This is a genomic window from Kitasatospora sp. MAP5-34 (assembly GCF_029894335.1).
GTDB lineage: Bacteria > Actinomycetota > Actinomycetes > Streptomycetales > Streptomycetaceae > Kitasatospora.
In genome coordinates this window covers 1-23895 of record NZ_JARXZC010000055.1, presented here as the reverse complement: position 1 = coordinate 23895, position 23895 = coordinate 1, and the positions used below count along the sequence as shown (strand labels likewise).

Sequence of the window (23895 nt, the reverse complement as noted above, 5' to 3'; positions counted from 1 at the left end):
CTCCGCAGCTAGAGAACAGCAGCTGGGAGGCACTGTCATGGCGTGGCTGGCAGCGGGGGACTACGAAGTCACCCTTGAATCGGACGGGAAGGTCGCGTGTCGTAACGCGGCCGGCCGTCGCCTGAAGACCGTGCCGTCGAAGCTGGGGGACGACCCGGTGGTCGCCGGGCTGCGTCAGCTGGCCGAGTGGCTGGCCGCCCACCAGCGGGACTGCCTGGCCGACGTGGAGCGGTGGATGGTCCGGTCGCTGCCGGTGCCCGCCGCGGTGATCACGGCGGTCTGGGCCGACGAGGCGTGGCAGTCCGTGCTGCGCGACCTGGTGGTGACGGGCGGCGACGGCGCGGTGGCCGGGTTCCTGCGCGACGCAGACCCGGAGCGCGGTATCCGGGTGGTCGATCTGGACGGCGACACGGTGCGGCTCGCCGACGCCGAGATCCGGATCGCCCACCCGGTGCTACTGGAAGACCTGGACGAGCTGCGCGAGTTCGCCGTCGAGCTGGGCGTCTCGCAGCGGCTCCAGCAGCTGCACCGCGAGGTCTGGCGGCGCCCGGCCGATCTCGACCCGGCGGCCACCCAGGTCGACACCTACGCGGGCGCCCGTTACAAGGAGCTGCGCGAGCTGGTCGGCCGCTGCGCCCGCCTCGGGTACCGGGTGCGCGGCGGTCACGCCGTCACGCCGCTGGTCGAGGGCGGCCGCGCGCTGGAGGCCCGCCTCTGGGTGGGCGACTACTACGAGTACGACGAGTGCGAGACGGGCTCGCTCGGCTGGGCCGCCCCGGACGGCCGGCTGATACCGGTGGCCCAGGTCGGCCCGGTCGCCTGGTCCGAGGGTATGCGGATGGCCGCCGCGCTGCACGCCGGCCGCACGATCGAAGGGGAGGAGTCGGCATGACGACCAATCATCTGACTGACAGTCAGGTAACGGACCGGCGCGCCGAGCGTCTGCTCGACGCCGGAGCCGTCCTGCCCGCCGGTACGCTGGCCGGCGCCGGCGGCCCCGACAGCACGGTGGACGTGCTCACCGCCCGCAGCTACCGGCACCCGGCGCTGGACGGGCGCACGGTGGTCCGGCTGGTGCCCGGCGCGCTCGGCCCCGCCGAGGACCTCGCGTGCGAGTTCCTCGGCCTGGCCGCCGCCGAGCAGCCGGCCGAGGTCGGCCAGGTCCGCCAGGAGGCACTGGGCTTCCCCGCCTGGGCGCTGGTGCACGACCCGGCCAACGGCCACCACGCGCTGGCCGTGGTCAAGGAGATGGAGCGGCTGGCCCGCCAGGTCAAGTCCAAGCCGGGCCACGCCAAGGACGGCTTCGACGAGCTGGCCGGCCGCCTCGGGCGGGCCGTGCCGCACTTCCTGCCCACCTACTGCGAGCAGGTCGGGCGGATCTTCCTCGGCCAGGGCAACCAGACGTACGCGGCGACGTACTTCGGCAAGGCCCGCGAGGCCGAGCGCACCTTCAACCTGGAGATCGACGAGGAGCGGCTGCGCGCCGTCTTCCTGGAGTTCGCTCTCGGCGGCGCACTCACCGTCAAGGCGCTGCGCCAGTACGTCAAGGACCTGGCCGCCCGGCTCGACGCGCGGACGGCCTGGCAGCGGTTCCGCCAGCTGTGCGCGGAGCGCTCCGCCGCCGGCATGGCCCCCTACGCGGGCATCGCCGAGGACGCCCGGGCGCTGATCAAGGCCGCCGGGCTCGACCAGCGGGAGCAGGAGCAGGAGCTGCTCGCCGAACTGCTGCCCTCACCGGCCATCGGCCGCACCCCGGCCGGGGTCTGGAAGTCCTGGCGGGCGCCGCTGATCGAGCTGGCCCGCCGCGACGAGGCCGTCCGCGCCCGGCTGCTGGAGATCCTGCCCACCTCGTCCGGCTCCAAGGACCACGAAGCCACCGACACGGCCTGGCTGGAGATCCTCGGGGAGAGCGGCGCCGAGCTGCTCCTGACGGATCCGCAGGCCGTCCGGGCGGAGCCCGCCGCCCGCTGGCTGCAGCGTTGGACGGCCCACCTCAACCGGGGTTGGCACGCCCGCCCGAGCTGCGAGGCGACGCTGCTGCTGGCCAGCCGGATGGCGGAGCGGCTGCGCACCGAGGGCGCGCCGGTCGAACTGCCCCAGGGCCACCCCACCGCGATGAACCTGCTCGACCTGCTGCTCGCCGAGCGGGTACCGGTCGCCGACCCGGCGCAGAACATGTCGTTCAGCCTGGGTGTCTGGCTCACGAACGGCGATCCCGGCCGCCGTACCCTGGCGGCCGTCGCCGCCGACCCGCGCTTCCGCGACACCCTGAAGAACGCCATCCCGCCGGTCTTCGGCACCGGCCACGGCGCCGGGTCCGGCCCGCGCGTCGAGCAGTACCCGGTGCTGCAACTGCTGCTGGCCGAATGGGCCGACGACCGGGCGGACGAGCTGCTGGCCGCACGCGGACTCGTCGGCGCGTACGACCTGCTGGTCACGCTCGGGCCGGTGCGCCACGCGCTCGCCCTCGCGAACCCGCAGGCCGCCGCCCGGATCGCCGGGCTGGACGTCGCCGCCCTGCTCGGCCGCACGCTGCGGGCCGGCCTGCTGGACGAACTAGGCTGGCCCGCACTGGAGGAGGGGCTGCGCCTGCTCGGCTACGACGACGCCAAGCCCGGCGTCGCCCCCGGCCGGGACCACAAGGACGGCCTGCAGCTCGAGGACGCCTGGCCCGCACTGATCCTGGTCCGCCAGGCGAAGGCCGTGGTGGTCGGCCCGGACGGCGTCCTGCTCGAACACGACCTGCGCACGCCCGCCGACGCCAAGCACTGGAACCGCCCCCGCCTGCGGTACGTCGACGGCGAGCTGCTGGTCGCCTGGATGGACAGCGGCAAGCAGGTCGCGTACTGGTCGGGCCGGCCCACCGAGGTCTTCGCCCTGACCGGCGAGCGGCTGGCCGGCTACTACTACGGCGCCCAGCACACCGGTCCGACGTCGCTGCCGCTGCCCGGCGGCGGCCGGGCCACCGGCGGCCGGGTCCTGCACGCCGGGGACACCGCGATGCCGCCCGAGCGGCCGGTGCTGGGCGACGGCACCGGGTACTGGACGCTGCGCCGCACCAGCGGCGGCGAGAGCCTGGCCGAGTACGACCCGGCGACGGGCACCCACGGCCGCAGCTCCGTCCCACCGCTCTTCGCCGCCGCCGCCGGCGGCGAGCCGGCCGGCCGGCTCGACCCGCACGCCTCCCGGCTGCTGCCGCTCCAGCCCGGGCTCGAGCGCAGCCCGTTCGGTACCGACGGCACCGTACTCGGCGGTTCGGTGCGACGCGGCGCGGGCCGGGTGGTCTTCCACGGCACCGACGGCCGTACCGTCGCCCTGCCGCAGGCGGGCTCCTCCCACAGCCGGTACCCGGCGGGCCGGCTCGACCTGCCCGGCGGCGCCGCGCTGATGGTGATCGCGGAGAACCGCGACTTCGTGCTCGGCCCGCTGGACGGCACCGGTGCGCGCACCGAGGTGTTCGCCTCGTTCACCACCTCCCACCCGGGTCAGCTGCACGCCGCCGGGACGGCCCTGGTGCCGCCGCCCGACCACTGGCACGCGCTGCGGCCCCGCGACGAGGCGGGCTCCCGGCTGCTGCGCGCCGTCACGGACCGGCAGGCGGCCGAACTGATCGATGCTGCCTGGCCGTTGGACGGCGAGGACGTCACCCCGCCGCGCCGCCCGGAGCTGCTGCTGATCCAGGGTGTACCGAGGCAGGTCGCGGGCAGCCGGGCCGCCAAGCTCGTCCCGGTCGAGGCGGCCGCGCAGGTGCTGCCCGGCCTGACGCACCCGTCGCTGGTCCTCGGGGTGGCCGGTCTCGCCCGGCTGGCCACCGAGACCGCCGTCCGGGCCGCCCGCTACGCGCCACTGCCGCAGCCCGAGGCCGACACCCCGGCTCCGGCCGCCTACCAGCCGGAGCACGGGCACGACAGGCAGCTGCGGGACGCGCTGGAGGGCGTCTTCGGCAGCATCGAGGGCTTCGGCAGAAGCTGGGGCGAGACCGGCATCTGGTGGCACTCCCTCGCCAACCTGCGGGCCGTCACCGAGGTGCTGGCCGAGCAGCGCGCGCCCGCCACGGCGGGCTGGACCGCCGAGCCGCAGCCCCTCGCACTGCGCGGCGGCAGCGGGTACTACGGCTGGCTCCACCTGCTCGGCCGGACGGCGCCGATCGCGCTGGCCGCCGCCTCGCCCACCACCGGCGAGCCGGCCGGCGCCGCGCTGGCGCTGCTGCTGGACGAGCTGACCAGGGGCTGGCTCGGCGACCGTGGACCGGCGCTCCGTCAGGTGACGCTCGGTGAGAAGAGTGACGGCGGCCTGACACCCGCCAACGCGCCGTCCCGGATCGGTCAGGTGCTGCGCCACGGTGACCGCACGGTGGTCGTGCTGGCCCACCAGCGCCACCACGGCGGGGACGAGGTGCGCTGGATCGCGGTGGACCACGACCCGTCCGGAGAGTTCACCCCGGTCGGTCACTTCAACGTGGTCGAGGAGCGGCGCGTCCGCGACGAGCTGCCGGCCCGTTGGATCGCCGACTTCACCGCGCTGCTCCGGCAGCACGGCCCGGTGGCCTGGCAGCCCGAGCGGGCCGAGGAGTTCGACGCGGCCACCGGGATCGGCCGGGCCAGGTCGGCCCTGCTGCTCGCCGCGCCGCCCGGCCTGCGCGGCTGGCCGGACAGGTTCCTGACGGCCGATCAGCTCGCCCTGCTCGGGCTGAAGGCCACCGAGGCAGGTGCGGCCCACGACTGGCTGCGCTCCGTCCCGCAGCCCGACCAGCTTGCCGTCCAGGCCGCCCTGCTCCCTGCCGACCCGGCCGAACTGTGGCGCACCGGCCTGGCGGCCGGCGCCGCCACCGAGTGCTGGCTGGAGCGGCGCGGCCGGTTGGTGGCTCTCCCCGACGACCTCCAGGCCACGGTCAAGGGCGCGAGCATCGGCGCGATCGAGCAGCTCCTCAACCCCGCGAGCACCCCGTGGCTGTCGCGCGTCACCACCCAGCGGGTGTGCGGCACGGACGACGGCAGGGAACTCGTCCCCGACGACCCGGCCGCGATACCCGGCAACCGGCAGCTGGGCAGCGCCGTCCGGGCCCTGCGCTGGCTGGCCTATCACCTGCCGTACGGGGACGACCTGCGTCCGCTGCTGCCGGTGGCCCTGGCCGCACTCCGCAAGCGGATCGCCGACCCGGGTCTGCTGCTCTCCCTCGAGCGGCACTCGACCGTCAACGACAAGTCGCTGCCCGACGTGCTGCGGGCCCACTATGGGCTGCCAGAGGCCGACGGCGCGGGCGGCGACGGCCTGCTGGTCGTCGGCGAGGCCCTGGCCATCGCCCCCGGCCGCTACGGCGAGCTCGTCTACCTGCGCCCGGCCGCACTCACCGGCGCGCCGGGGCTGCCCCTGCTCGACCTGCTCGACGGCCTGGTGTCCGGTCACTCCGCCCGGGAGGATCTGACGGCCGTGCGCGAGTTGCTCGGCGACGAGCTGACCCGGCTGGTCGCCGACGGATCGTCACCGGACGAACCCGCCGGCTGGGCGCAGGACCCGCAGCGCAGCGTGCCCGCTCTGGTGGGCGAGGCCGCCAAGGCGTACGGGATCGACGAGGACGCCGCCGCGCTCTACCTCCAACTGCTCGCCCTCCCCGACCCGACGGACCGCAACACGGCCCGCTGGACGGGTTGGAAGCCCACCCGGCTGAAGCGGGCCCGCGCCGCACTCGCCGCCACCGACCTCGTGCTGGAGGCCAAGCGGGCCCGGGCCGGCCGCAGCCTCTTCCTGCCCGGCGGCTGGCAGGAGGCCAGAACGCCCGGCCTGCCGGTGGAGCTCTGGAAGGCCGGCCTGTACCGGCTCCCGGCCGACCAGCTGATCCTGCCGCCCCTGCCGGTGCCCGAGCTGTTCGCCCGTGCCTGGCAGCGGATCGCCGACGCCGAGCTGCCCGGCTACGAGGAACTGAAGACCAACGACCGGAAGAGAGGCCGCCGATGACCACCACCACCTCGACGGACCGCCAGATCGTCCTGCCCGAGCACAAGTACGCCGCCGAACTGGAGTTCCTCGCCGCCTACGACTCCGGCCCGCGCCCGCCCGGCTGGCTGCTCACCCCGCGAGCCGTCGTGACCTTCGTGCTCGGCAGCGACGGCGAGAAGCTGAAGCACGGCCGGAAGAGCCTGGCCGTCGAAGCGAAGTTCGTCGGCGAACGGGCCCTGGTGGAACGCTGCGTGGTGACCCTGGCGGGCGAGCGGGGCCTGCTGCTGGTCGGCGAGCCGGGCACGGCCAAGTCGATGCTCTCCGAACTGCTCGCCGTCGCCGTCTGCGGCACCAGCGCGCTGACCGTCCAGGGCACCGCCGGCACCACCGAGGACCAGCTCAAGTACGGCTGGAACTACGCCCTGCTGCTCGCCAAGGGCCCGAGCCGGGAGGCTTTGGTGCCCTCGCCGGTGCTCACCGCGATGACCACCGGCGCGGTCGCCCGCGTCGAGGAGGTCACCCGCTGCCTGCCCGAGGTGCAGGACGCGCTGGTCTCGCTGCTCTCCGAGCGGCGGATCGCCGTACCCGAGCTGGCCGGCAGCGAGGACGCCCAGCTGCACGCCGCACCCGGCTTCACCCTGATCGCCACCGCCAACCTGCGGGACAAGGGCGTCTCGGAGATGTCCGCCGCCCTCAAGCGGCGCTTCAACTTCGAGACGGTCGGCCCGATCGGCAGCCTGGACGCGGAGATCGAGCTGGTACGCCGTCAGTCCACCGCCGCCGTCGCCCGGGCGGGTGCGCCGTTCGCGGTGGACGACACCGTGCTGGAGGCGCTGGTGACGGCCTTCCGCGATCTGCGCACCGGCCGGTCCGTCGAAGGCTGGGACGTCGAACGCCCCTCCACGGTGATGAGCACCGCCGAGGCCGTCTCGGTGGCCACCGCGCTCGGCGTCACCGCCGCCTACCTCGACGGCGACGGCGACATCCTCGGGCGGCTGCCCGGCCAGCTGGTCGGTGTGGTCCGCAAGGACGATCCCGCCGACACCGCCCGGCTGCTCGGCTACTGGGACGGCCCGGTCCGCCGCCGCGCCGAGCAGGGCGCCGCCACCTGGCGCACCCTGTGGGACCTGCGCCCGGCACTGGAGGGCTGACTGCCGTGACCAGAGACGTCCGCCCGCAGGTCGAGGCCGAGGCCGACCGCCTGGCCTCCTCAGGCACGGGCACGCCCGGGCCGTACCTGATCGGGGTGCGCCACCACGCCCCCTCGATTGCCGCCGTGCTGCCCGCACTGCTCGACGCGGCCCGCCCGGAGGTGCTGCTGGTCGAGCTGCCCGAGGAGTTCCAGCCCTGGCTCGGCCTGCTGGCGGACGAGCGCACCACGGCACCGGTGGCGCTCGCCGCCGCCACGGGGGAGGAGGGCGCGGGCCCCGCGTTCTACCCCTTCGCCGACTTCTCGCCCGAGCTGGCCGCCCTGCGCTGGGCGGCCCGTCACGGGGTGCCGGCCGTCGCCTGCGACCTGCCGCTCGCCCACCGCACGCTGCCGGGCCGGACGGGCGGCGGCGAGACCGCCGGTCTGGCCGAGGCCCTGGGCCGCCGGCTGACGGGTCGCGCGGACGAGGACCTCTGGGACCGCCTGGTCGAGGCCCCTGCCCCCGGCTGCACGCCGGAGCAGGTACGCCGGGCGGCCCTGCTGGTCGGCTGGGCCCTGCGGGCGGACGCCGGTACCGGCATCGACCCGCTCGACCTGCGCCGGGAGGCCTGGATGCGGCAGTGCCTCCGCGCCGCCTCGGCCGGCGGCCGCCGGGTCGCCGCCGTGATCGGCTCCTTCCACGCGCCGGCCCTGCTGCTCGACGCCCCGGCTCTCGACACCCCTGCAGCTCCTGATCCCGTATCGCAGCAGGTCATCTCGCTGATCCCGTACACCTACCGGCTGCTCGACTCCCGCTCCGGCTACCCCGCCGGCATCCGCGATCCGGAGTGGCAGCACACCGTGCTGGCCGCAGCCGGTGACCCGGACCGCCTGTCGGCCGGACTCGTCCGCACCGCCGTCCGGATCTGCGACGCGCTGCGCGGCCAGGGCCACCCCTCCGGGCCGGCCGACGCTCGCGAGATCGTCCGGCTGGCCGGCGACCTGGCCCGGCTGCGCGGGCTGCCCGCACCCGGCCGGGGCGAGCTGGTCGAGGCCGTCCAGAGCGTGCTCGCCCAGGGCGAGCCGCTCGGGCGCGGCCGGGCCGTCGCCCAGGCCCTCGAACGCGTCCTGGTCGGCACCCGCACGGGCACCCCCACCCCGGCCGCACCGCGCAGCGGCCTCGGCCCGGCCGTCGAGGCGCTGCTCGCCGAACTCGGCCTGCCGGGCCCGGCTCGGACTGGCCCCAAGTCGGACCCTCAGCCGCGCGACCTGCGGCTCGACCCGCTCCGCTCGCCCCTCGACGCCCGCCGCGAGCTGCTGCTGCGCCGGCTCGAGGTCTGCGGCGTGCCGTACGGCGAGCGGGTGGCCGTCACCGGCGCGGGCGGCACCGACGCGCTCGGTTCGCGCTGGCGGGTGCAGTGGACACCCGCCGTCGCCGCCATGCTGACGGTCTCCGGAGTGCGCGGGGTGACGCCGGGTCAGGCTGCCGAGGGCACGCTCCGCGAACGGCTGAGCCGTGAGCGGGAGCAGGGTGGTTCGACCGCGCGCCAGATCATCGACGGCCTGGCCGACGCCGCCGGGTGCGCCCTGCCGACTCTGTCCGCCGCCCGGCTGTCCCAGCTCACCGAGGAGGTCCCGGCGGTGGCCGGCCTCCCCGAACTCCTCGACGGGCTGGCCCTGCTCGACCGGCTGGCCGCCGGACACCTGGCCGGCCGGGAGGCGGTCGCGGACCTGCTCGGCCCGGCCGCCGAGGCCGCCGAGCTGCTCACCACGGCAGCCGTCCGAGGACTGGAGGGGCTCAGCGGCTCCGACGACCCGGCCGACGCCCGGGCGCTGGTCGAGTTCGCCAGCCGCGCCGACACCTTCGGCGGCCGCCGGCTCGGCCACCTCCTGGAGCGCCTCGCCGACCAGGGCTCGCCACTGGTCAGGGGCGCGGCCGGCGCCGTCCGGGTGCTGCTCGGCCACCAGGAGCCCGCCGAGTTCGGCGGACGGGTCGCCTCCTGGGTGGACGGTGCCACCGCCCCCGGCAGCCGGGTGACGCTCACCCGGTCCCTGACCGGCCTGCTCACCGCCGCCGAGGGCCTGCTCGCCACGGCCCCGGCCGCGCTCGAAGCGCTGCTGGAACGCGTAGCCCAGCTCCCCGACCACGCCTTCCTGGACCGGCTGCCCGCCCTGCGCGGCGGCTTCGACACGCTCAGCCCGGCCGCCCGCGACCGGCTGCTCGCCGTGATCGAGGAGCAGCAGGGCGAGCAGGTGGACACCCTGCCGGACGCCGCCGACCCGGCCGACCTCGCCGCCTGGGCCAGGGCCGACCTGACTATACGTCAGATCCTTTCGGCCAAGGGCCTGATGCCATCAACTCCTGCCAATGAAGCTGAAACTGACGCTTCGTCGGACAGTCACACTCCTCCGCCCGACCCCGAACACGCGCTCGAACACGCGCTCCCGGCCGCCGACCGTTGGCGGCTGGTGCTCGGCCGGCCCGGTAGTGGCCGCAGCCTCACCGGGCGCGCCGCCCGGCTCGGCACGGCGCTGGACGAGCTGTACGGCTCCGGCCGGGGCGAGGGCTCCGGCCCCGACCTGACCGGTGGTGGCCGGGGTGGCCGCGAAGCGCCGTACCCGGGGGTGCGGGAGTGGTCGGAGGAGCTGGCGGCCCTGTTCGGGCCCGGCCTCCGCGAGGAGGTACTCGCCGCAGCGGTGGCACAGGGCCGTACCGACGTGCTGGAGACGCTCTCCCCGGAGGCCGCCCGGCCCTCCGTCGAGCTGCTCCGCACGGTGCTCCAGCACGCCGGGGGCCTGCCCGAGGCGCGGCTCGCCGCCCTCCGCCCCCTGGTCAGGAGGCTGGTGGACGAGCTGGCCCGCGAACTCGCCACCACCCTGCGCCCTGCCCTGACCGGAATCACCCTGCCCCGGCCCAGCCGCCGCCCCGGCGGCCGCCTCGACCTCGCCCGGACGATCCGGGCCAACCTCGCGACCGCCCGGCCGGGCGAGGACGGCGCCACCGTCGTCGTCCCGGAACGCCCGGTCTTCCGGACCAGGGCCGCCCGGGCCAACGACTGGCGGCTGATCCTGGTGGTGGACGTCTCCGGCTCGATGGAGGCGTCCACCGTCTGGGCCGCGCTGACGGCCGCGATCCTGGCCGGAGTGCCCTCCCTGACCACGCACTTCGTCGCGTTCTCGACCAGCGTGGCCGACCTCAGCGGGCACGTGGACGACCCGCTCGGGCTGCTGCTGGAGGTCCGGGTCGGCGGCGGCACGCACATCGCGGCCGGCCTCAGGCACGCGCGGGAGCTGGTCACCGTGCCGTCCCGCACGCTGATCGCGGTGGTCAGCGACTTCGAGGAGGGGTATCCGCTGGGCGGGCTGCTCGCCGAGACCCGGGCCCTGATCGGTGAGGGGTGCCGCCTGCTCGGCTGCGCCGCCCTGGACGACACCGGCAAGGCCCGCTACTCGAAGGCTGTCGCCGAGCAACTGGTCTCGGCCGGTATGCCGGTGGCGGCGCTCAGTCCGCTCGAACTGGCCCGCTGGGTGGGGGAGAAGATCCGTTGACAGGCTTTCAGGCACAGTGGCCCTCGGTGCACCCCGAGGTGGTCGCGGAGGTGGTGTCCGCACTGTCGCCACGGCTGCAGAAGCGGCTGGACGGCGCGGCCGCCAAGCTCGCCGACCGGCCGGTCACCCGGACGGGTGACGAGTGGCGGGTCGAGATCGACGAGGAGGCCGCCCTGCTGCTGCACGCCCCGGGCGGCGTGGTCCGGACGGCCGACGACGTCCGGTGCGGCTGCCTGCTGGCCCCCGCCTGCCTCCACCGCGCCGCGTTCGTCTCCGCCGCCGTTGTGGCGGAGGCGACATGTTCTGACGCTCCGTCAGCTGAAGCCCAGGAACGCGACGTTCCGCCACCGGCTCCGCTCACCCCGGGCGAGGCCGACGCGATCGCCTGCCTTCGGCGGTGCGCCGCCGCCGCCCTCGCCGCCGGGGTGAGCGGAGCCGGTGGCGTCCTGCAGGCCGAGCTGCTGCGTACGGCCCACCAGGCCCGGCTGCTCGGCCTGTACCGGCCGGCCGCCCTCGCCGTCACCGTGGTCTCCCAGCTGCGCGCCGCCCGTGCCGCCGAGCCGGACCACCGCCTCGCCGACCTGAGCACCTCCTACCGCGACCTGCTCGACGTGGCCACCGCGCTGCTCGGCACCGGTACGCCGGGTGACGAGTTGCGCGGCGTACCGCGCCAGACCTACCGGGACGTCGGCGGGCTGCGCCTGTACGGCCTGTTCGCCGAACCGATCGTGTCGGCCACCCACGCCGGCGCCATGGTCTGGGTGGTGGACGGCGACGGCCGGCTCGCCACCGTCTCCGACGTCACCCCGCACGCCGCTCCCGCCGAGGCCGCTGGGCTCGCCCAGGCCGCCGCCGGCCGTCCCGTCCGGCTTGGTGACGCCACGCTCTCGCACCGCGAGCTGGCCCGGGCAGGTCTGGTCGTCCAGGGCGCCACCCGGACGGTCTCCGGCCGGCTGGGTGCGGGCAGCGGGGTCCGGGCGGTTCGCGCCGCCGGAGCGGGCTGGCACGAGCCGCCCGTCGCCGGGCTCTGGGAGGAGCCGGTCGCCGCCCAGGTGGAGCGCGCCCTGACCGCCGAACGGACGCCGTACGAGCTGCGCCCGGCCGGGTCGGACCTGCTCTTTCTCGACGTGACGGTCCTCGGCCCCGGCCGGGTCCCCGGCTCGCCCGGCCCGCAACTCCTGGCCGACTGCGCCGGGTTGACGGTCGCCCTGCTTCCGGCCGGCGACGACCCGCAGCTCGCCTTCGGGGCCAACCTCGCCCTGCTGGCCTCGGAGCCCGGCCTGCGGCTACGCGTGGTCGGCCGCCTGGAACGCGCCGCCCACCCCCGGCTCCGCCTGCTGGCGGCCGGAGTCGTACCGGGGGAGGCGACGCTCGGTCTGCCGGCGGAACGTCAGGGCCGGATCAGCCTTGGCCTGGAGCGCTTGCAGCGCGCGGACCTGCCGCCGGACCTGCTGTCGGAGCCCGCCGAGTGCTCCCCGGCGGCCTCCCCGGTGGTCTCGCCGGGCCTGCGCGCGACACAGCCTCCCGTCCACCTGCTGACCCGCCGGTTGGAGCAGGTGGTGACCAGCGGCCGCCGGTCCCTGGCGGCCGGCTTCGGGCAGAGCGCCACCGAGGACCGGCAACTGCGAGCGGCGGGCCTCGGTACGGCGGCTCAGCTCCTCGCCGCGCTCCGGGCGGCTGCGGCGGAGCAGGACCGGGACGTGTTCGGCCGGCTGCGCACCGACGACCAACTCGCCTTCGCACGCGGGTGGCTGGCCGCAGCCTGCTACCAGGAGGAGCTGGCCACCGCCCTCTGTTCGGCCGGATGGCTCGGGGCGACGGTGAATTAACGATTTTCCATTACCACGCAAGGAGAAAGGCGAAGTGGGTTGGAAAAGCCGTAGGGCCCGACCGTCTGACGGTCGGGCCCTACGGTCATGGTCGGGTCAGTGCTTGCGTGAGCGGCGGCGGGTCAGGAGGAAGAGCCCGCTGCCGGCGACGAGCAGCGTCAGGGCGACGGCGACCACCGTGGGGGTGGCACTCGCGCCGGTGTGCGCGAGCTCGTTCCCGTGCGGGCCGTGCGGCTTCTGATGGTGCTTCGGCGGGGCCGGCGGGGTCGAGCTGCTGCTCGGGCTCGGCGACGGCGACGGCGACGGCGAACCACCCGGGCCCGGCACGACGACGGGGACGTGGGTGCGGCACCGGGTGTCGGTGGAGCCCGTCTTGCAGTCGGTGGACTTCTCCGAGACCACCACGTTGTCGAGCGAGAAGTCACCGTGGTAGGGGTTGTTCACCCGCACCTGGTAGGTGAAGTAACCCTGCTGGCCCGAGGTGAGCTGACCGGTCCAGGTGATCTTGCTGGTCGCCGGGTCGAAGGACGCGGCCGGGACGGAGGAGGCGAGCGAGCCCGTGACGAACGACGCGTCGTCCAGCACCTGGGTCAGGTCGTCGGTGACCACCGGCAGTTCGCCGGCCGGGAACTGGTCGTTGCCCGTGTTGCCGAACTCGACCCGGTAGGTGACCACGTCACCCGGGTGCGCCACCGTGTGGTCCACCGACTTGGCGACGACGAACGTGGGCTCGTCGGCGTCGACGAAGCAGGAGTCGGTCGCCGGGTCGACGGTGCAGGCCGGGATCTGCGGGACGTGCGTGTCGTCGCGCCGGCTCGGCAGCCGGAGGGCCGGAAGGCTCCGCTGGAAGTCGGCCGGCACCCCTCCGCTGCGGGTCTGCGGCGGTAGCGGGTTGCTCAGGTCGGTCCCGCCGTGGTGCGGATAGAGCGCGCGGACGATGTTCACCAGCTCGGTGTCGCCCGACTTGAGGGCCTGGCTGGTGATCGAGAGGTGGATGGTCACCGTCGCACCGGCCGGGAGGTCGCCGCGCCAGATGACGAAGGACGGCGCCTGGAAGGTGACCGTCCCGATGTCGGCGGTCGCGTCCGCGTCGTAGACGGACTCGCCGACGATCTTGGACATGTCGTCCTCGAGGCCCGCCTGGCGGGCTCCGACGAAGTCGACCGTACCGTCGTTGGTGGCGGTGATCGTGTAGTGGATCACGTCACCGGGCTCGACGTCGGTCTTGTCCTCGGACTTGGCGACCGTCCAGTGCGGCGACCCGAGCTCGACGTGGCAGCCGGGCTCGGTGCCCATCGGGCAGTTGCTGAACGGGGGACCGGTCACCGCGTCGCGCAGCCGCATCGGGCCGTTGTCCGGGTTGTCGGCGGTCAGGCTGTAGACGACGGAGGTGCTGTCGCCGGGGTTGAGGTCGCCGGTCCAGGTCAGGATGGGCGCGTTGTAGGAGAGTTGGCCGACTCCGACCGTGGCGTCGTTGTCGTAGACGGCGTCGGCGAGGTCGCCGGACAGGTCGTCGGTGACGACCGCCCCGGTGATGGGCACGTCGCCGTCGTTGGTGAGCTTGATCGTGTACGTGACCTTCTGGCCGGGGAGGTAGAAGTCACGGTCCGCCGTCTTGAGGATCTTCAGATGGCAGTACTTCTTGTCGTTCCAGTCCCCGTCGTCGCCCCGGTCCTGCGCGGGCGCGGGTGCCGCTGCCTGCGCGGGTGCCGAGCCCGGTGCCGGCGCCACGGCCGGTGCCACGGCTGCGGGTTGCGCCGGAGCGGGCACCGTCGAAGTCGCCATCGAAGCGGAGGTGTCGGCGGCCTCGGGGGCCGTGGCGACCGGCGGTGATGCCTGCGTGGACATCCTCGCCTGCGCACCGACCGGCAGTGCGGCGGTCATCAGACCGCTGCTCGACGCGCAGAGCACGACGAGCGGGAGGACCCAGCGGCGCATGCCCCTCATCGGATCACCTCGCCCGAACCCGCAAGTGCCCGCTTCCCATAACTCACAGTTGCTCCCTGTGGCTGGCAGTAGTTGACGATTCGGATGATGAGGGATGAAGTACGACAAGAGTGATCAGGGCATGGAAAATGACGTAGATCGGCTGCTTTTTCACCCGAAGCGACCAACATCGCCCCCGAACGGGTGCAGTGGGAGGGCGGCGTGCCGGTCGGGGGCGGCGCGGCCGGCCCGGTGTTCGCCCATCGGTGGTAACGGGTTGTGATGGTTCGGTGTCGGTGGGGCATGGTCCTGGTCGGGCGTCCGGTACGCCGGGCATCGTCGGGTGCCGGGGCAGTGGGACCGATCCTTGCGAAAGGCACAGTGGTGAACGTCAGTCCGTCCTCCTCACGACCACCCGCGCGCGCGGACGCGCCGCCCGTGCTGAGCCTGTCGGCGCTGCTGAAGCGCCCGTTGGAGGACCGGGAGGGCCACTCGCTGGGTCGCCTCGCCGATGTGATCGTCCGGCTCAGGGGCGTGGACTACCCGCAGGTGACGGGGTTGGTGGCAGGCGTCGGCGGGCGGCAGCTGTTCGTGCCGTTCGAACAGGTCGGCTCCCTCGGTGACGAGGCGTTGAAACTGACCAGCGCCAAGGTCGGCCTCCGCCCGTTCGAACGCCGCGAGGGCGAGGTGCTGCTCCGCGCCGACGTACTCGGCCACCGGCTGATCGACGTCGCCGAAGCTCGTCTGGTGCGCGCCTCGGACGTCGAACTGACCTGGCACGAAGGCCTGTTGCTGGTCGCCGGGGTGGACACGCACCGGCCCCACCGGCTGCTCGGCCTGTTCGGGGATCGCACCGCCGGGCAGACGTACCGGGACTGGAAGGCCTTCGAACCGCTGATCGGCCACAGCCTCAGCGCCCCGGAGCGCGGCCCGGCGGCCCGGATCCGCCGGATGCGGCCGGCCCAGATCGCGGACCTGCTGGAGGACTCCTCCAAGGAGGAGGAGCACGAGATCCTCGGCCGGGTGCACCAGGACCCGGAACTCGAGGCGGACGTCTTCGAGGAGTTGGAGGAGGACCGCGCCTCCCGGTTGCTCGGCGCGCGCACCGACGCCGAGATCGCGGACGTGCTGTCCCGGATGCGCGCCGACGACGCTGCGGACGCCATCGCCGAACTGCCACAACGCCGCCGCCGACCGGTCCTGGACCTGCTCCCGGCCGGGCAGCGCACCAAGGTCCTCACCCTGATGGGGTTCAACCCCTCCAGCGCGGGCGGTCTGATGGGCATGGACTTCCTGGCCCTCGCCGCCGACACCCCGGTACGGGCCGCGGTGGCCGCCGTGGCGGAGGCCCGAAGCCTCCAGACCGAGGCCCTGACCAGCGTGTACAGCATCGACGGCGACGGGCGGCTGCTCGCGGTGGCCCGGCTGGTCGTCCTGCTCCAGGGCGACCCCGACGCCCTGCTGGGCGAGGTGAGTGAGAGCGACCCCGTCCGGGTCGGCGCGGACACCGACCTGGTGGACGTGGCGCTGCTGATGACCGACTACAACCTGCTCACCCTGCCGGTGGTGGACGAGGAGCGGAACCTGCTGGGGGTGATCACCGTGGACGACGTACTGGAGGCCACCCTCCCGGAGGACTGGCGCCACCGCGAGGTCGCCCCACCGCCGGACACCCTCCGCACAGCCCGCACCGCCCGGGCCGACGACGGTGCGGCGCGCTCCCAGGAGCCGCCCCGATGACCGAGCAGCAGCCGCCCTCGTCCACCCCGCCTCCGGCCGACGCGGGCAGACCCACCCCGCCACCGGCCGTTCCGGCGAAGCCCGTCGCTGAGAGGCCCGTCCCGGTAGAGCCTGCCCCGGTAGAGCCCGTCCCGGTAGAGCCTGCCCCGGTAGAGCCCGTCCCGGTAGAGCCTGCCCGGGTAGAGCCCGCTCCCGCCCCCAGCGCGCGTGCGAGCGCGGTGCTGGACGAGGCGCACCTCGGCGACATCGAAGGCGCGCTCGGCCGGATCCGCCTCGACGAGGACGACTCCAGCCACAGCCTCAAGCGGCGGCTGCTCACCTTCCTGGCGATCCTGGGCCCCGGACTGATCGTCATGGTCGGGGACAACGACGCGGGTGGGGTGGCCACTTACGCCCAGGCGGGCCAGAACTACGGCTACAGCCTGATGTGGGTGCTGCTCCTGCTCATCCCGGTGCTGATCGTCAACCAGGAGATGGTGGTGCGGCTCGGCGCGGTCACCGGCGTCGGGCACGCCCGCCTGATCAACGAGCGGTTCGGCCGGTTCTGGGGCTGGTTCAGCGTCGGTGACCTGTTCGTGCTGAACTTCCTCACCATCGTCACGGAGTTCATCGGCGTCTCGCTCGCGCTGAGCTACTTCGGCGTCAGCAAGTACCTCGCCGTGCCCGTCGCGGCCCTGGCCCTGGTCGCGATCACCGCCAGCGGCAGCTTCCGCCGCTGGGAGCGGGCGATGCTCGCCTTCATCGCGGTCAGCCTGCTCCTCGTGCCGCTGGCGCTGCTCTGCCATCCGCACTACGCCTCGGCCGCGTACCACCTGGTCGTCCCCGGGGTGCAGGGCGGCGTCACCTCGGACGCGGTGCTGCTGATCATCGCGATCGTCGGCACCACGGTCGCGCCCTGGCAGCTGTTCTTCCAGCAGTCCAACATCATCGACAAGCGGATCACCCCGCGCTTCATCGGCCACGAACGCGCCGACACCGTGCTCGGCTCGCTGGTCGTGGTCGGCGGCGCCGTCGCCATCATCATCATCGCCGACTACGCGGTCGCCGGGACCGCCGCCATGGGGAAGTTCACCGATGCACTCGGCGTCGCCGAGCGTCTCGGCGACCACAGCCGTACGCTCGGCGCCATCTTCGCGGTCGTGCTGCTCGACGCCTCCATCGTCGGGGCCGCTGCCGTGACGCTGGCGACCAGCTACGCGTTCGGCGACGTCTTCAACCTGCGGCACTCCCTGCACCGCAGCTTCGGTGAGGCGAAGGCCTTCTACGGCAGCTACGCCGCGATGGTCCTGCTCGCCGCCGCGATCGTCCTGATCCCCGGCGCGCCGCTCGGGTTGATCACCACCAGCGTGCAGGCCCTGGCCGGGCTGCTGCTCCCGTCCGCGAGCGTCTTCCTGCTGCTGCTCTGCAACGACCGTGCGGTACTGGGTCCTTGGATCAACCCGCGCTGGCTCAACCTACTGGCCTCGGTGATCATCGCGGTGCTGCTCATGCTGTCCGGGGTCCTGGTGGCGACCACTCTGTTTCCCGCCCTCAACACGACGCTGGTCGCCGAGGTGCTGTCGGCCGTCCTGCTGGTCGGTCTGCTGGCGGCCGGCCTGGTACTGCGCGTCCAACGCCGGCGCGAAGCCCTGGCCGAGCCGGCGGCAGGGGCGGGGGTCGGGGAGGTGCCCCGATCCGAGCGGGCCACCTGGCGGATGCCACCGCTGGCCCTGCTGGAACCTGTGGTCTGGTCGCCCGGACTGAAGCTGGGGATGAGCCTGCTGCGCGGCTACCTGGTCGTCGCCGCAGTCCTGTTGATCGTCAAGGCCGTGCAGCTGAGCGGATGATCAGGCGAGCGCCTCACGCTCCGTCCGGCTCGGCTCCTCCTCCAGGTGCCAGTGCAGGTCACTCACCCCGGGCTCCAGCGACAGCCGCGAGATGACCTGCTCCAGCGCGTGTGCCACGTCGCCGCTGATCTCCACGGTGGCGCGCAGGTTGGTGATCTCACCCCGCTCCCGGCGGGCACGCAGGCCGGTGGGAGCCAGCCCGGAGGCGGTGAGAGCCTGCAGCAGCAGGGCCCGGATGTGGGTCTCCGCACGGCGCTCGCACTCCAGGTGTACGGTCGCCCGCACGCTGGCGTCGGGGTCGGTTCCTGCGGCGGGCACTCCGTCGAGCAGCCGTCCGGCCGGGCGCAGCACCAGGTGCACGGCCAGCACCGCCAGCGTCCCGAGCAGCGCGAGGGTCAACTTGCCCGACGCTGCCAGGACTCCGACGGCGGCCGAACACCAGAGGGTGGCGGCCGTGTTGAGCCCGCGTACGCCCGCCCCGTCGCGGAGGATCACGCCACCACCGAGGAAGCCGATGCCGGAGACCACGTAGGAGGCGACCCTCGTCGGGCTTCCGGTGTCGGCGACGGCCTCGCTGTAGAGGACGAAGAGCGTGGCGCCGGTCGCGACCAGGGCATTGGTGCGCAGGCCCGCCATCCGGGCCCGCCACTGGCGTTCGACGCCGATCAGGGCGCCACAACCGACGCCGGTGGCCAGGCGGACGAGGAAGTCGAGCGTGGTCAGGGTGTGCACGAGGGCACCTCTTTACTACTTCTGCACCTGCATCTGCTGCTGCGGAGCGTTGGACGGGGGCTGTGCGCCGTTGGCCTGGCCCGGGGGAGCCAGTCGCGGATCGAACTTGTAACCGATCTGGCGCACGGTGGCGATGCTGGCGCGGTGGGCGGGGCCCAGTTTGCGCCGGATCCTGGCGATGTGAGTGTTCACGGTACGGGTGTCATGTGTCCCAGGCTGGCCCCAAACGGTGTCCATCAGCTGACGGCGCGACATCACTCGCAGTGGACGGGCCACCAGATGAGCGAGGAGTTCGAACTCCATGTAGGTCAGTTCGAGTGGCTGCCCGCCGGCGGTGACGGCCCGCTGGTCGAGGTCGACGACCAGGCCGGCCGCCTGGAGCGGCGGTTGGGAGAGCTCGTCGGCCGGCTCCGGGCGGTAGCGGACCGGGACCACCGCTGTGGGGCGGTCGGAGAAGATGAGGTGGACCCGTGGGTAGCGCAGGGACATGTCTGCCTCTTTCGGGTGTCGATGGGTACCGGCCGGGCGCGAGGCCGTCACGGCCGATCGGCCGCTGCTTCGGCTGTTCCGTCTGCTTCGACTGCTCCGGCTGATCTGGCCGCTTCGGCGATGCGGTGTGCGGCGGGCAGCGGCAGGTCGGCGAACTGCGCGAGCCAGTAGGGGTGGTGGCCCTGACGGGCGAGCAGGTAGGCGAGGTGCACGCGCGGGTCGTACGCGGAGAGCGCGGTGTTCGTGGCACCCGACTTCGGGCAGGTGCCGGGGTCGTCCAGGCGGTAGGCCTGTTCGGCCCCGTCGTGCAGGGCCAGGCGTACCTGCGGACAGCTGTGTGCCGACCGGGTCGCGCGGGCCGTCATGTGCTGGGCGTGGCGCATGGGTGTGGCCTCCGGGTTTCCTCCGGTGTGGTGCTGAGTGGTGCTCGGTGGTGTGGGGCGGCAGGGGTGTGGTGCCTGCCGCCCCCGGGGATCAGCTGCCGATGGCGACCTGGACGAGCTTGAATACGACCATGATCATGGCGATCAGGAGGTACGTGCGCAGGGCGCCCATGCCGAGCTTGCGGGTGGTGGACATGACCGGCTTGGTCAGCGTCTCCAGCGGCGGCATCCGCCACTCGTCCCGGCCGGTGCGGTCGATCGGGTCCTCTGCGGTGGCGGTGCGCTTGCGGGTGAAGGCGTACCCGGCGGCGAGCACCCCGGCGATGCCGCAGGCGGCCATGATGTCGAGGATCGTGCCGGCGGTGATGTCCGGGAAAAGGACGGAGGCAGTCAGGATGACCGACAGGGTGACCAGGACGCCGACCACGAAGGCGGTGAACGCGTTGGTCTTGGGGCCGTTCACCCAGGGGCCGAGGACGTCCTTGTCGTTGCAGAGCAGGAGGAGGAAGACCGAGGCGGAGGGCAGCAGCACGCCCGCCAGGACCTGGACGCCCTGGGTGAGCAGGCCGAGCGGCGAGCCGGGGATCAGGACGATGGTGGCGGCGAGCCCGACCAGGCCGGCGTAGACGGCGTAGAAGCCCTTGGCGTTACCGACGCCCCGGTGCAGCGAGTGCTTCATGCCGAAGACGTCGCCGATGGCGTACGCGGTGGAGAGCGAGACGGCGAACGCGCCGATGATCGAGGCGTCCAGCAGGGCGATCGCGAACAGGACGCCGGTGACCTTTCCGGCGTGGTCGGCGAGGCCCTGGGCGACGCCGGCGGCGTCGGTGAAGTTACCGGAACCGGCGGTGCCCGCGAACGCGGCGGCGGAGAAGCCCATCAGGGCCGCGCCACCGACCACGACGATGACGATGCCGATCCAGAGATCGGCCTTCTCGTACTTCATGAAGCGGGGGGTGATGCGCTTGTCGATGACGTACGACTGCTGGAAGAACAGCTGCCAGGGGGCGACGGTGGTGCCGACGATGCCGATGATCAGCAGCATCACGGTGGACAGCGCGCCGGTGCCGCCGGGCATGGCCGGGACGAAGAAGTCGTGGGCCATCTGCGTGCTCTTCGGGTGGATCATGAAGTAGATCGGCACCAGCAGCAGCGAGCCGGCACAGAGCGCGATGGCGACGCGCTCGAAGCGGCGGAACGAACCGGTGAACGCCGAGGCGATGATGACCACTGCCGCCAGGATCACCGAGGCGGCCTTGGGCAGGCCCAGGTAGCCGGTCGCGAGCGTGATGCCGATGAACTCGGTGACCAGGGTCAGCGCGTTCAGCAGAAACAGGTCGATGACGCTGAACGCGCCCCAGAACTTGCCGAAGCGCTCCAGGATCAGGCGGGCGTGGCCGACACCGGTGACGGCGCCGAGCCGCAGCACCATCTCCTGGTTGATGTAGAGGACGGGGACGAGCAGGAGCAGCGTCCACAGCAGCTGGGTGCCGTAGTTCTGACCGGCCTGGCCGTAGGTGGAGAACGCGCCGGCGTCGTTGTCGCCGACCATCACGATCAGGCCGGGGCCGACGATCGCGAGCAGCGTCTTGAGCTTGGCGGACAGTCCACGGCGCTCGCCGTGGTCGCCGAGCTTGATGGTGCCCATCGCGCCCTGGATGTCGCCGACGTGGGCGTCGTCCAGTACGGCGGTGCGCGGGCCTGGAGCAGTGGAGTTGAGCGTGGCGTTGGTCATGTGGTGCCTCCCGGGCCCCTCTCGGGGGCGGTGAGGGCACGCAGCAGCAATCCGCCCTGCGAGTGCGGTGCGAGCGCGCAGCCCAACGGACCGGTCCGGCCAATGGCCGTACGGTGCTTGGGACTTGGCGCGGGAGAAGCGCGCAGGGAAGGTGGTTACCGCGTGCCGGGGAACAGCGCGGACAGGCGGGTGTGGGGCCGATGATGGCCCGGACTACTACTGCTCGAATCCATGTCACTCGCCTCCTTCCGGCCGGTGCGCACAATGTGCGCGATATCGACGCGGCAAGGAGCAGGCCGACACGCTGAAAGATTGCTGCCGGCTCACCCCAACTCGTCAGAGCTTTGGCACTTCACGGCGTGATCCGACTCGCTCGCGAGCCGGAAGCCACTTGGGATCAACCCTTAGGTCGGGAAGATCTGTCCTGAACCTGGGCGTCTCTCGACGTCGTGGGGTCAGTGGCCTGTGTCCGTGAAGACGCCTCACCGAACGAGGTGCCTTACTAAACCTCGACCATCCTAGCCCTACCTCCGGTCCGAGGCGACCATATTTATGGAATCCTGACATCGGCTTCCCGGCTCAACAGTCACTGACTGATCGTCAATTCTCCTGTGCAGTCAGGGGTTCGATGTGCCAGAGGCGCAGCGCGGTCGCCTGCTTCGGAGCGGGTGAACCAGGTGCCGTCACCGAGTGCGGTCGGGGCACCGGAGACCGGGAGCGGGTATGCGATCCCGCCGGTCACCCGCATCCGCGCTGCGCCCGAGTCCGCCGCGCGGTGTCGGATCCCGCCGAGCCCACGTCCAGCAGCCAGTGGCGGCCCGTCCTGGCCCTCGCCGACGCTCAGCCCCAGCAGGCCGGGAGCCGGGTGCGGCACGTGCTGCGAACCGGCAGCCGCCGTCCGTTCCTCTGTCGAGGGGGCCATGGAGTGACCTTGGAACACTGACCCGCCGGGCGGCTCCGCCTGCTCCGGTGGCTTCTTAATCCCGTTGGCACAAAAGACTGTTGTCGCACGGGCCATCGGCTGAGAGACTCCTTCTCGGCCGGCAGCGGGAGGCCGCCGATCATCGGCCGTTCACATCACCATGGGGGGAACACCATGAAGCTCACCATGTCCAAACATGCTCTGGTCCGGGCCGCAGCAGGCTTCGGGCTGGCGCTGAGTATGGCTGTCGGCACCACCGTGCTGACGACAGCCGCCGCGCACGCGCAGACCGTCGGAACGGGAACGCTCAGCTTCAGCGGCGACGCGGGCGACTACATCAGCGGCGGACAGTCCTACAGCTACTCCACCGCGTCGCAGGACAAGCTCAATGTCTCGGCCGGCGCAGACCAGCAGCACATCGGCATCTCGGTCAACGGCGCCAACGGCGACTACTGGAATCTCGACCTCGCCGCGCCCGCCGGCAAGACGCTGACGCCCGGCGTCTACAGCGGTGCCACCCGCTACCCCTTCAACAGCGCGACCGTGCCTGGCCTCTCCATTTGGGGGAACAGCCGCGGTTGCAACACGCTGACCGGCTCCTTCACCGTCTCCAAGGTGCTGTTCGGGCCGTACGGCTACGTGCAGGCCCTCGACGCCACGTACGAGCAGCACTGTGAGGGAGGCGCCGCCGCACTGCGGGGCACCGTCCACATCGACAACCCCGCCCCGCCTGCCGTGCTGGACCTCGGTCTGGGCGTCGCGGTCGCCGGGACGGCGAGCACCCTGGACGGCAAGGCGACCGTGCACGGCACCGTCAGCTGCAACAAGCCGGCCCAGGTCGCGGTAGCGGGTCTGGTCACCCAGGTGAAGAACCGCGTCCTGAACCGGGGCCCTTACAGCACGTCCGTGAAGTGCGTTCCGGGCGCCCCGGTGGCCTGGAAGGCAGTGGCCGACCCCACGGGGACGACTCCCTTCCAGAAGGGTCTCGTGGAGGTCGCGGCCCAGGCGACCACGACGGACTCCGACTACGGCAACACCGTCACCGCCTCCCAGACCGTGGCGGTGCGCCTCAGCTCCACCAATACCGTCAGCTGACCTCGTTCACTGCTGCCCCGCCGGCCCGGCCGTCGACCCCTTTCGGGTCGGCAGCCGGGCCGGCGCTGTCTCCGACGGGGGACGAAGGCCGAGATTTGCCTGTGGTGGCTGTCGGGCGTAGTGTTCCCTAGTCGCCCGACAGGGAGCACTGGACACGCATTCGCGCGGACGGTCCCGGGGCGGCCAATCCTCTGAACCACCACTTCGCTCTTCCCGTATTCGTACGGGCCGGTTGTCGTGCGCGTTTATATGGATTGCGGCCGGATTCGCTTTATGGAGCGGGGTTCGGCTAAAGTTTGGGACGTCGGAAAGCGCAGCACGGCGAATGAAACTCCGGAAAACGGAGCGGAAATCATCTGCTAAGCTGGAAACACGAAAGAACGAACGAAGCGCCCGGAGAGCTTGCGAGAGCGGCTTGAAGGAAGCGTCCGTTCCTTGAGAACTCAACAGCGTGCCAAAAGTCAACGCCAGATATGTTGACATCCCCGGCCTGAATCCTTTGTGGTTCGGGTTGGAGATTCCTTTAGTAGTAAAAACACAGCGAGGACGCAGTGCACGGGACCACCCTATTCCGGAGGTTGTCGTGCCGCTCAACGCGGGTGT

General features: G+C 72.8%; 13 protein-coding genes and 1 riboswitch. Of the genes, 8 read left to right on the top strand and 5 right to left on the bottom strand.

Annotation, left to right across the window (positions count from 1 at the left end):
• Nucleotides 1-37 precede the first annotated feature (37 nt).
• From P3T29_RS30165 to P3T29_RS30145, 5 genes are read left to right on the top strand one after another with little or no spacing between them, the layout of a single operon-like run.
• Nucleotides 38-892 (top strand): DUF4132 domain-containing protein, encoded by an 855-nt coding sequence (locus tag P3T29_RS30165; RefSeq protein WP_280719861.1) that lies wholly within the window; start codon nucleotides 38-40, stop codon nucleotides 890-892.
• Complete coding sequence (locus P3T29_RS30160; protein ID WP_280719860.1) at nucleotides 889-5955, top strand: hypothetical protein; 5067 nt, start codon at nucleotides 889-891, stop codon at nucleotides 5953-5955. Before P3T29_RS30165 ends, P3T29_RS30160 begins: the two co-directional genes overlap by 4 nt.
• The gene (locus P3T29_RS30155; protein WP_280719859.1) at nucleotides 5952-7088 is read left to right on the top strand and encodes an AAA family ATPase; all 1137 of its coding nucleotides are present in this window, start codon (nucleotides 5952-5954) and stop codon (nucleotides 7086-7088) included. The genes P3T29_RS30160 and P3T29_RS30155 overlap by 4 nt, the downstream gene beginning before the upstream one ends.
• Nucleotides 7089-7138: 50 nt before the next feature.
• Entirely contained in the window at nucleotides 7139-10615 is a 3477-nt protein-coding gene (locus P3T29_RS30150; protein ID WP_280719867.1) for a DUF5682 family protein, read from the top strand.
• Entirely contained in the window at nucleotides 10612-12444 is a 1833-nt protein-coding gene (locus tag P3T29_RS30145; protein WP_280719858.1) for a hypothetical protein, read from the top strand. The genes P3T29_RS30150 and P3T29_RS30145 overlap by 4 nt, the downstream gene beginning before the upstream one ends.
• 96 nt (nucleotides 12445-12540) lie before the next feature.
• On the opposite strand, the gene P3T29_RS30140 is transcribed toward P3T29_RS30145, so the two are convergent.
• A complete protein-coding gene (locus P3T29_RS30140) occupies nucleotides 12541-14382 on the bottom strand; it encodes an LPXTG cell wall anchor domain-containing protein (protein ID WP_280719857.1) in 1842 nt (613 codons plus the stop codon).
• Between the two features lie 372 nt (nucleotides 14383-14754).
• Between P3T29_RS30140 and P3T29_RS30135 the strand changes: the two genes are divergently transcribed.
• Complete coding sequence (locus tag P3T29_RS30135) at nucleotides 14755-16110, top strand: CBS domain-containing protein (RefSeq protein WP_280719856.1); 1356 nt, start codon at nucleotides 14755-14757, stop codon at nucleotides 16108-16110.
• Nucleotides 16111-16328: 218 nt separating this feature from the next.
• On the top strand, nucleotides 16329-17936 hold the full coding sequence (locus P3T29_RS30130; protein WP_280719855.1) for a divalent metal cation transporter: 1608 nt from the start codon (nucleotides 16329-16331) through the stop codon (nucleotides 17934-17936).
• Here the strand turns inward: P3T29_RS30130 and P3T29_RS30125 are convergent, their stop codons facing one another.
• The 4 genes from P3T29_RS30125 to P3T29_RS30110 all read right to left on the bottom strand — a co-directional run bounded on the left by P3T29_RS30125 (nucleotide 17937) and on the right by P3T29_RS30110 (nucleotide 21275).
• On the bottom strand, nucleotides 17937-18668 hold the full coding sequence (locus P3T29_RS30125; RefSeq protein WP_280719854.1) for an MgtC/SapB family protein: 732 nt from the start codon (nucleotides 18666-18668) through the stop codon (nucleotides 17937-17939).
• 15 nt (nucleotides 18669-18683) lie between these two features.
• Entirely contained in the window at nucleotides 18684-19157 is a 474-nt protein-coding gene (locus P3T29_RS30120) for a winged helix-turn-helix domain-containing protein (protein WP_280719853.1), read from the bottom strand.
• 47 nt (nucleotides 19158-19204) lie between these two features.
• Nucleotides 19205-19540 (bottom strand): hypothetical protein, encoded by a 336-nt coding sequence (locus tag P3T29_RS30115; RefSeq protein WP_280719852.1) that lies wholly within the window; start codon nucleotides 19538-19540, stop codon nucleotides 19205-19207.
• 91 nt (nucleotides 19541-19631) lie between these two features.
• A complete protein-coding gene (locus P3T29_RS30110) occupies nucleotides 19632-21275 on the bottom strand; it encodes a divalent metal cation transporter (protein WP_280719851.1) in 1644 nt (547 codons plus the stop codon).
• Nucleotides 21276-21595: 320 nt separating this feature from the next.
• Nucleotides 21596-21776, bottom strand: a riboswitch (M-box (ykoK) riboswitch).
• A 607-nt stretch (nucleotides 21777-22383) separates the two neighbouring features.
• On the opposite strand from P3T29_RS30110, the gene P3T29_RS30105 reads away from it, so the two are divergent.
• Complete coding sequence (locus P3T29_RS30105) at nucleotides 22384-23292, top strand: hypothetical protein (RefSeq protein WP_280719850.1); 909 nt, start codon at nucleotides 22384-22386, stop codon at nucleotides 23290-23292.
• Nucleotides 23293-23895: the final 603 nt, after the last annotated feature.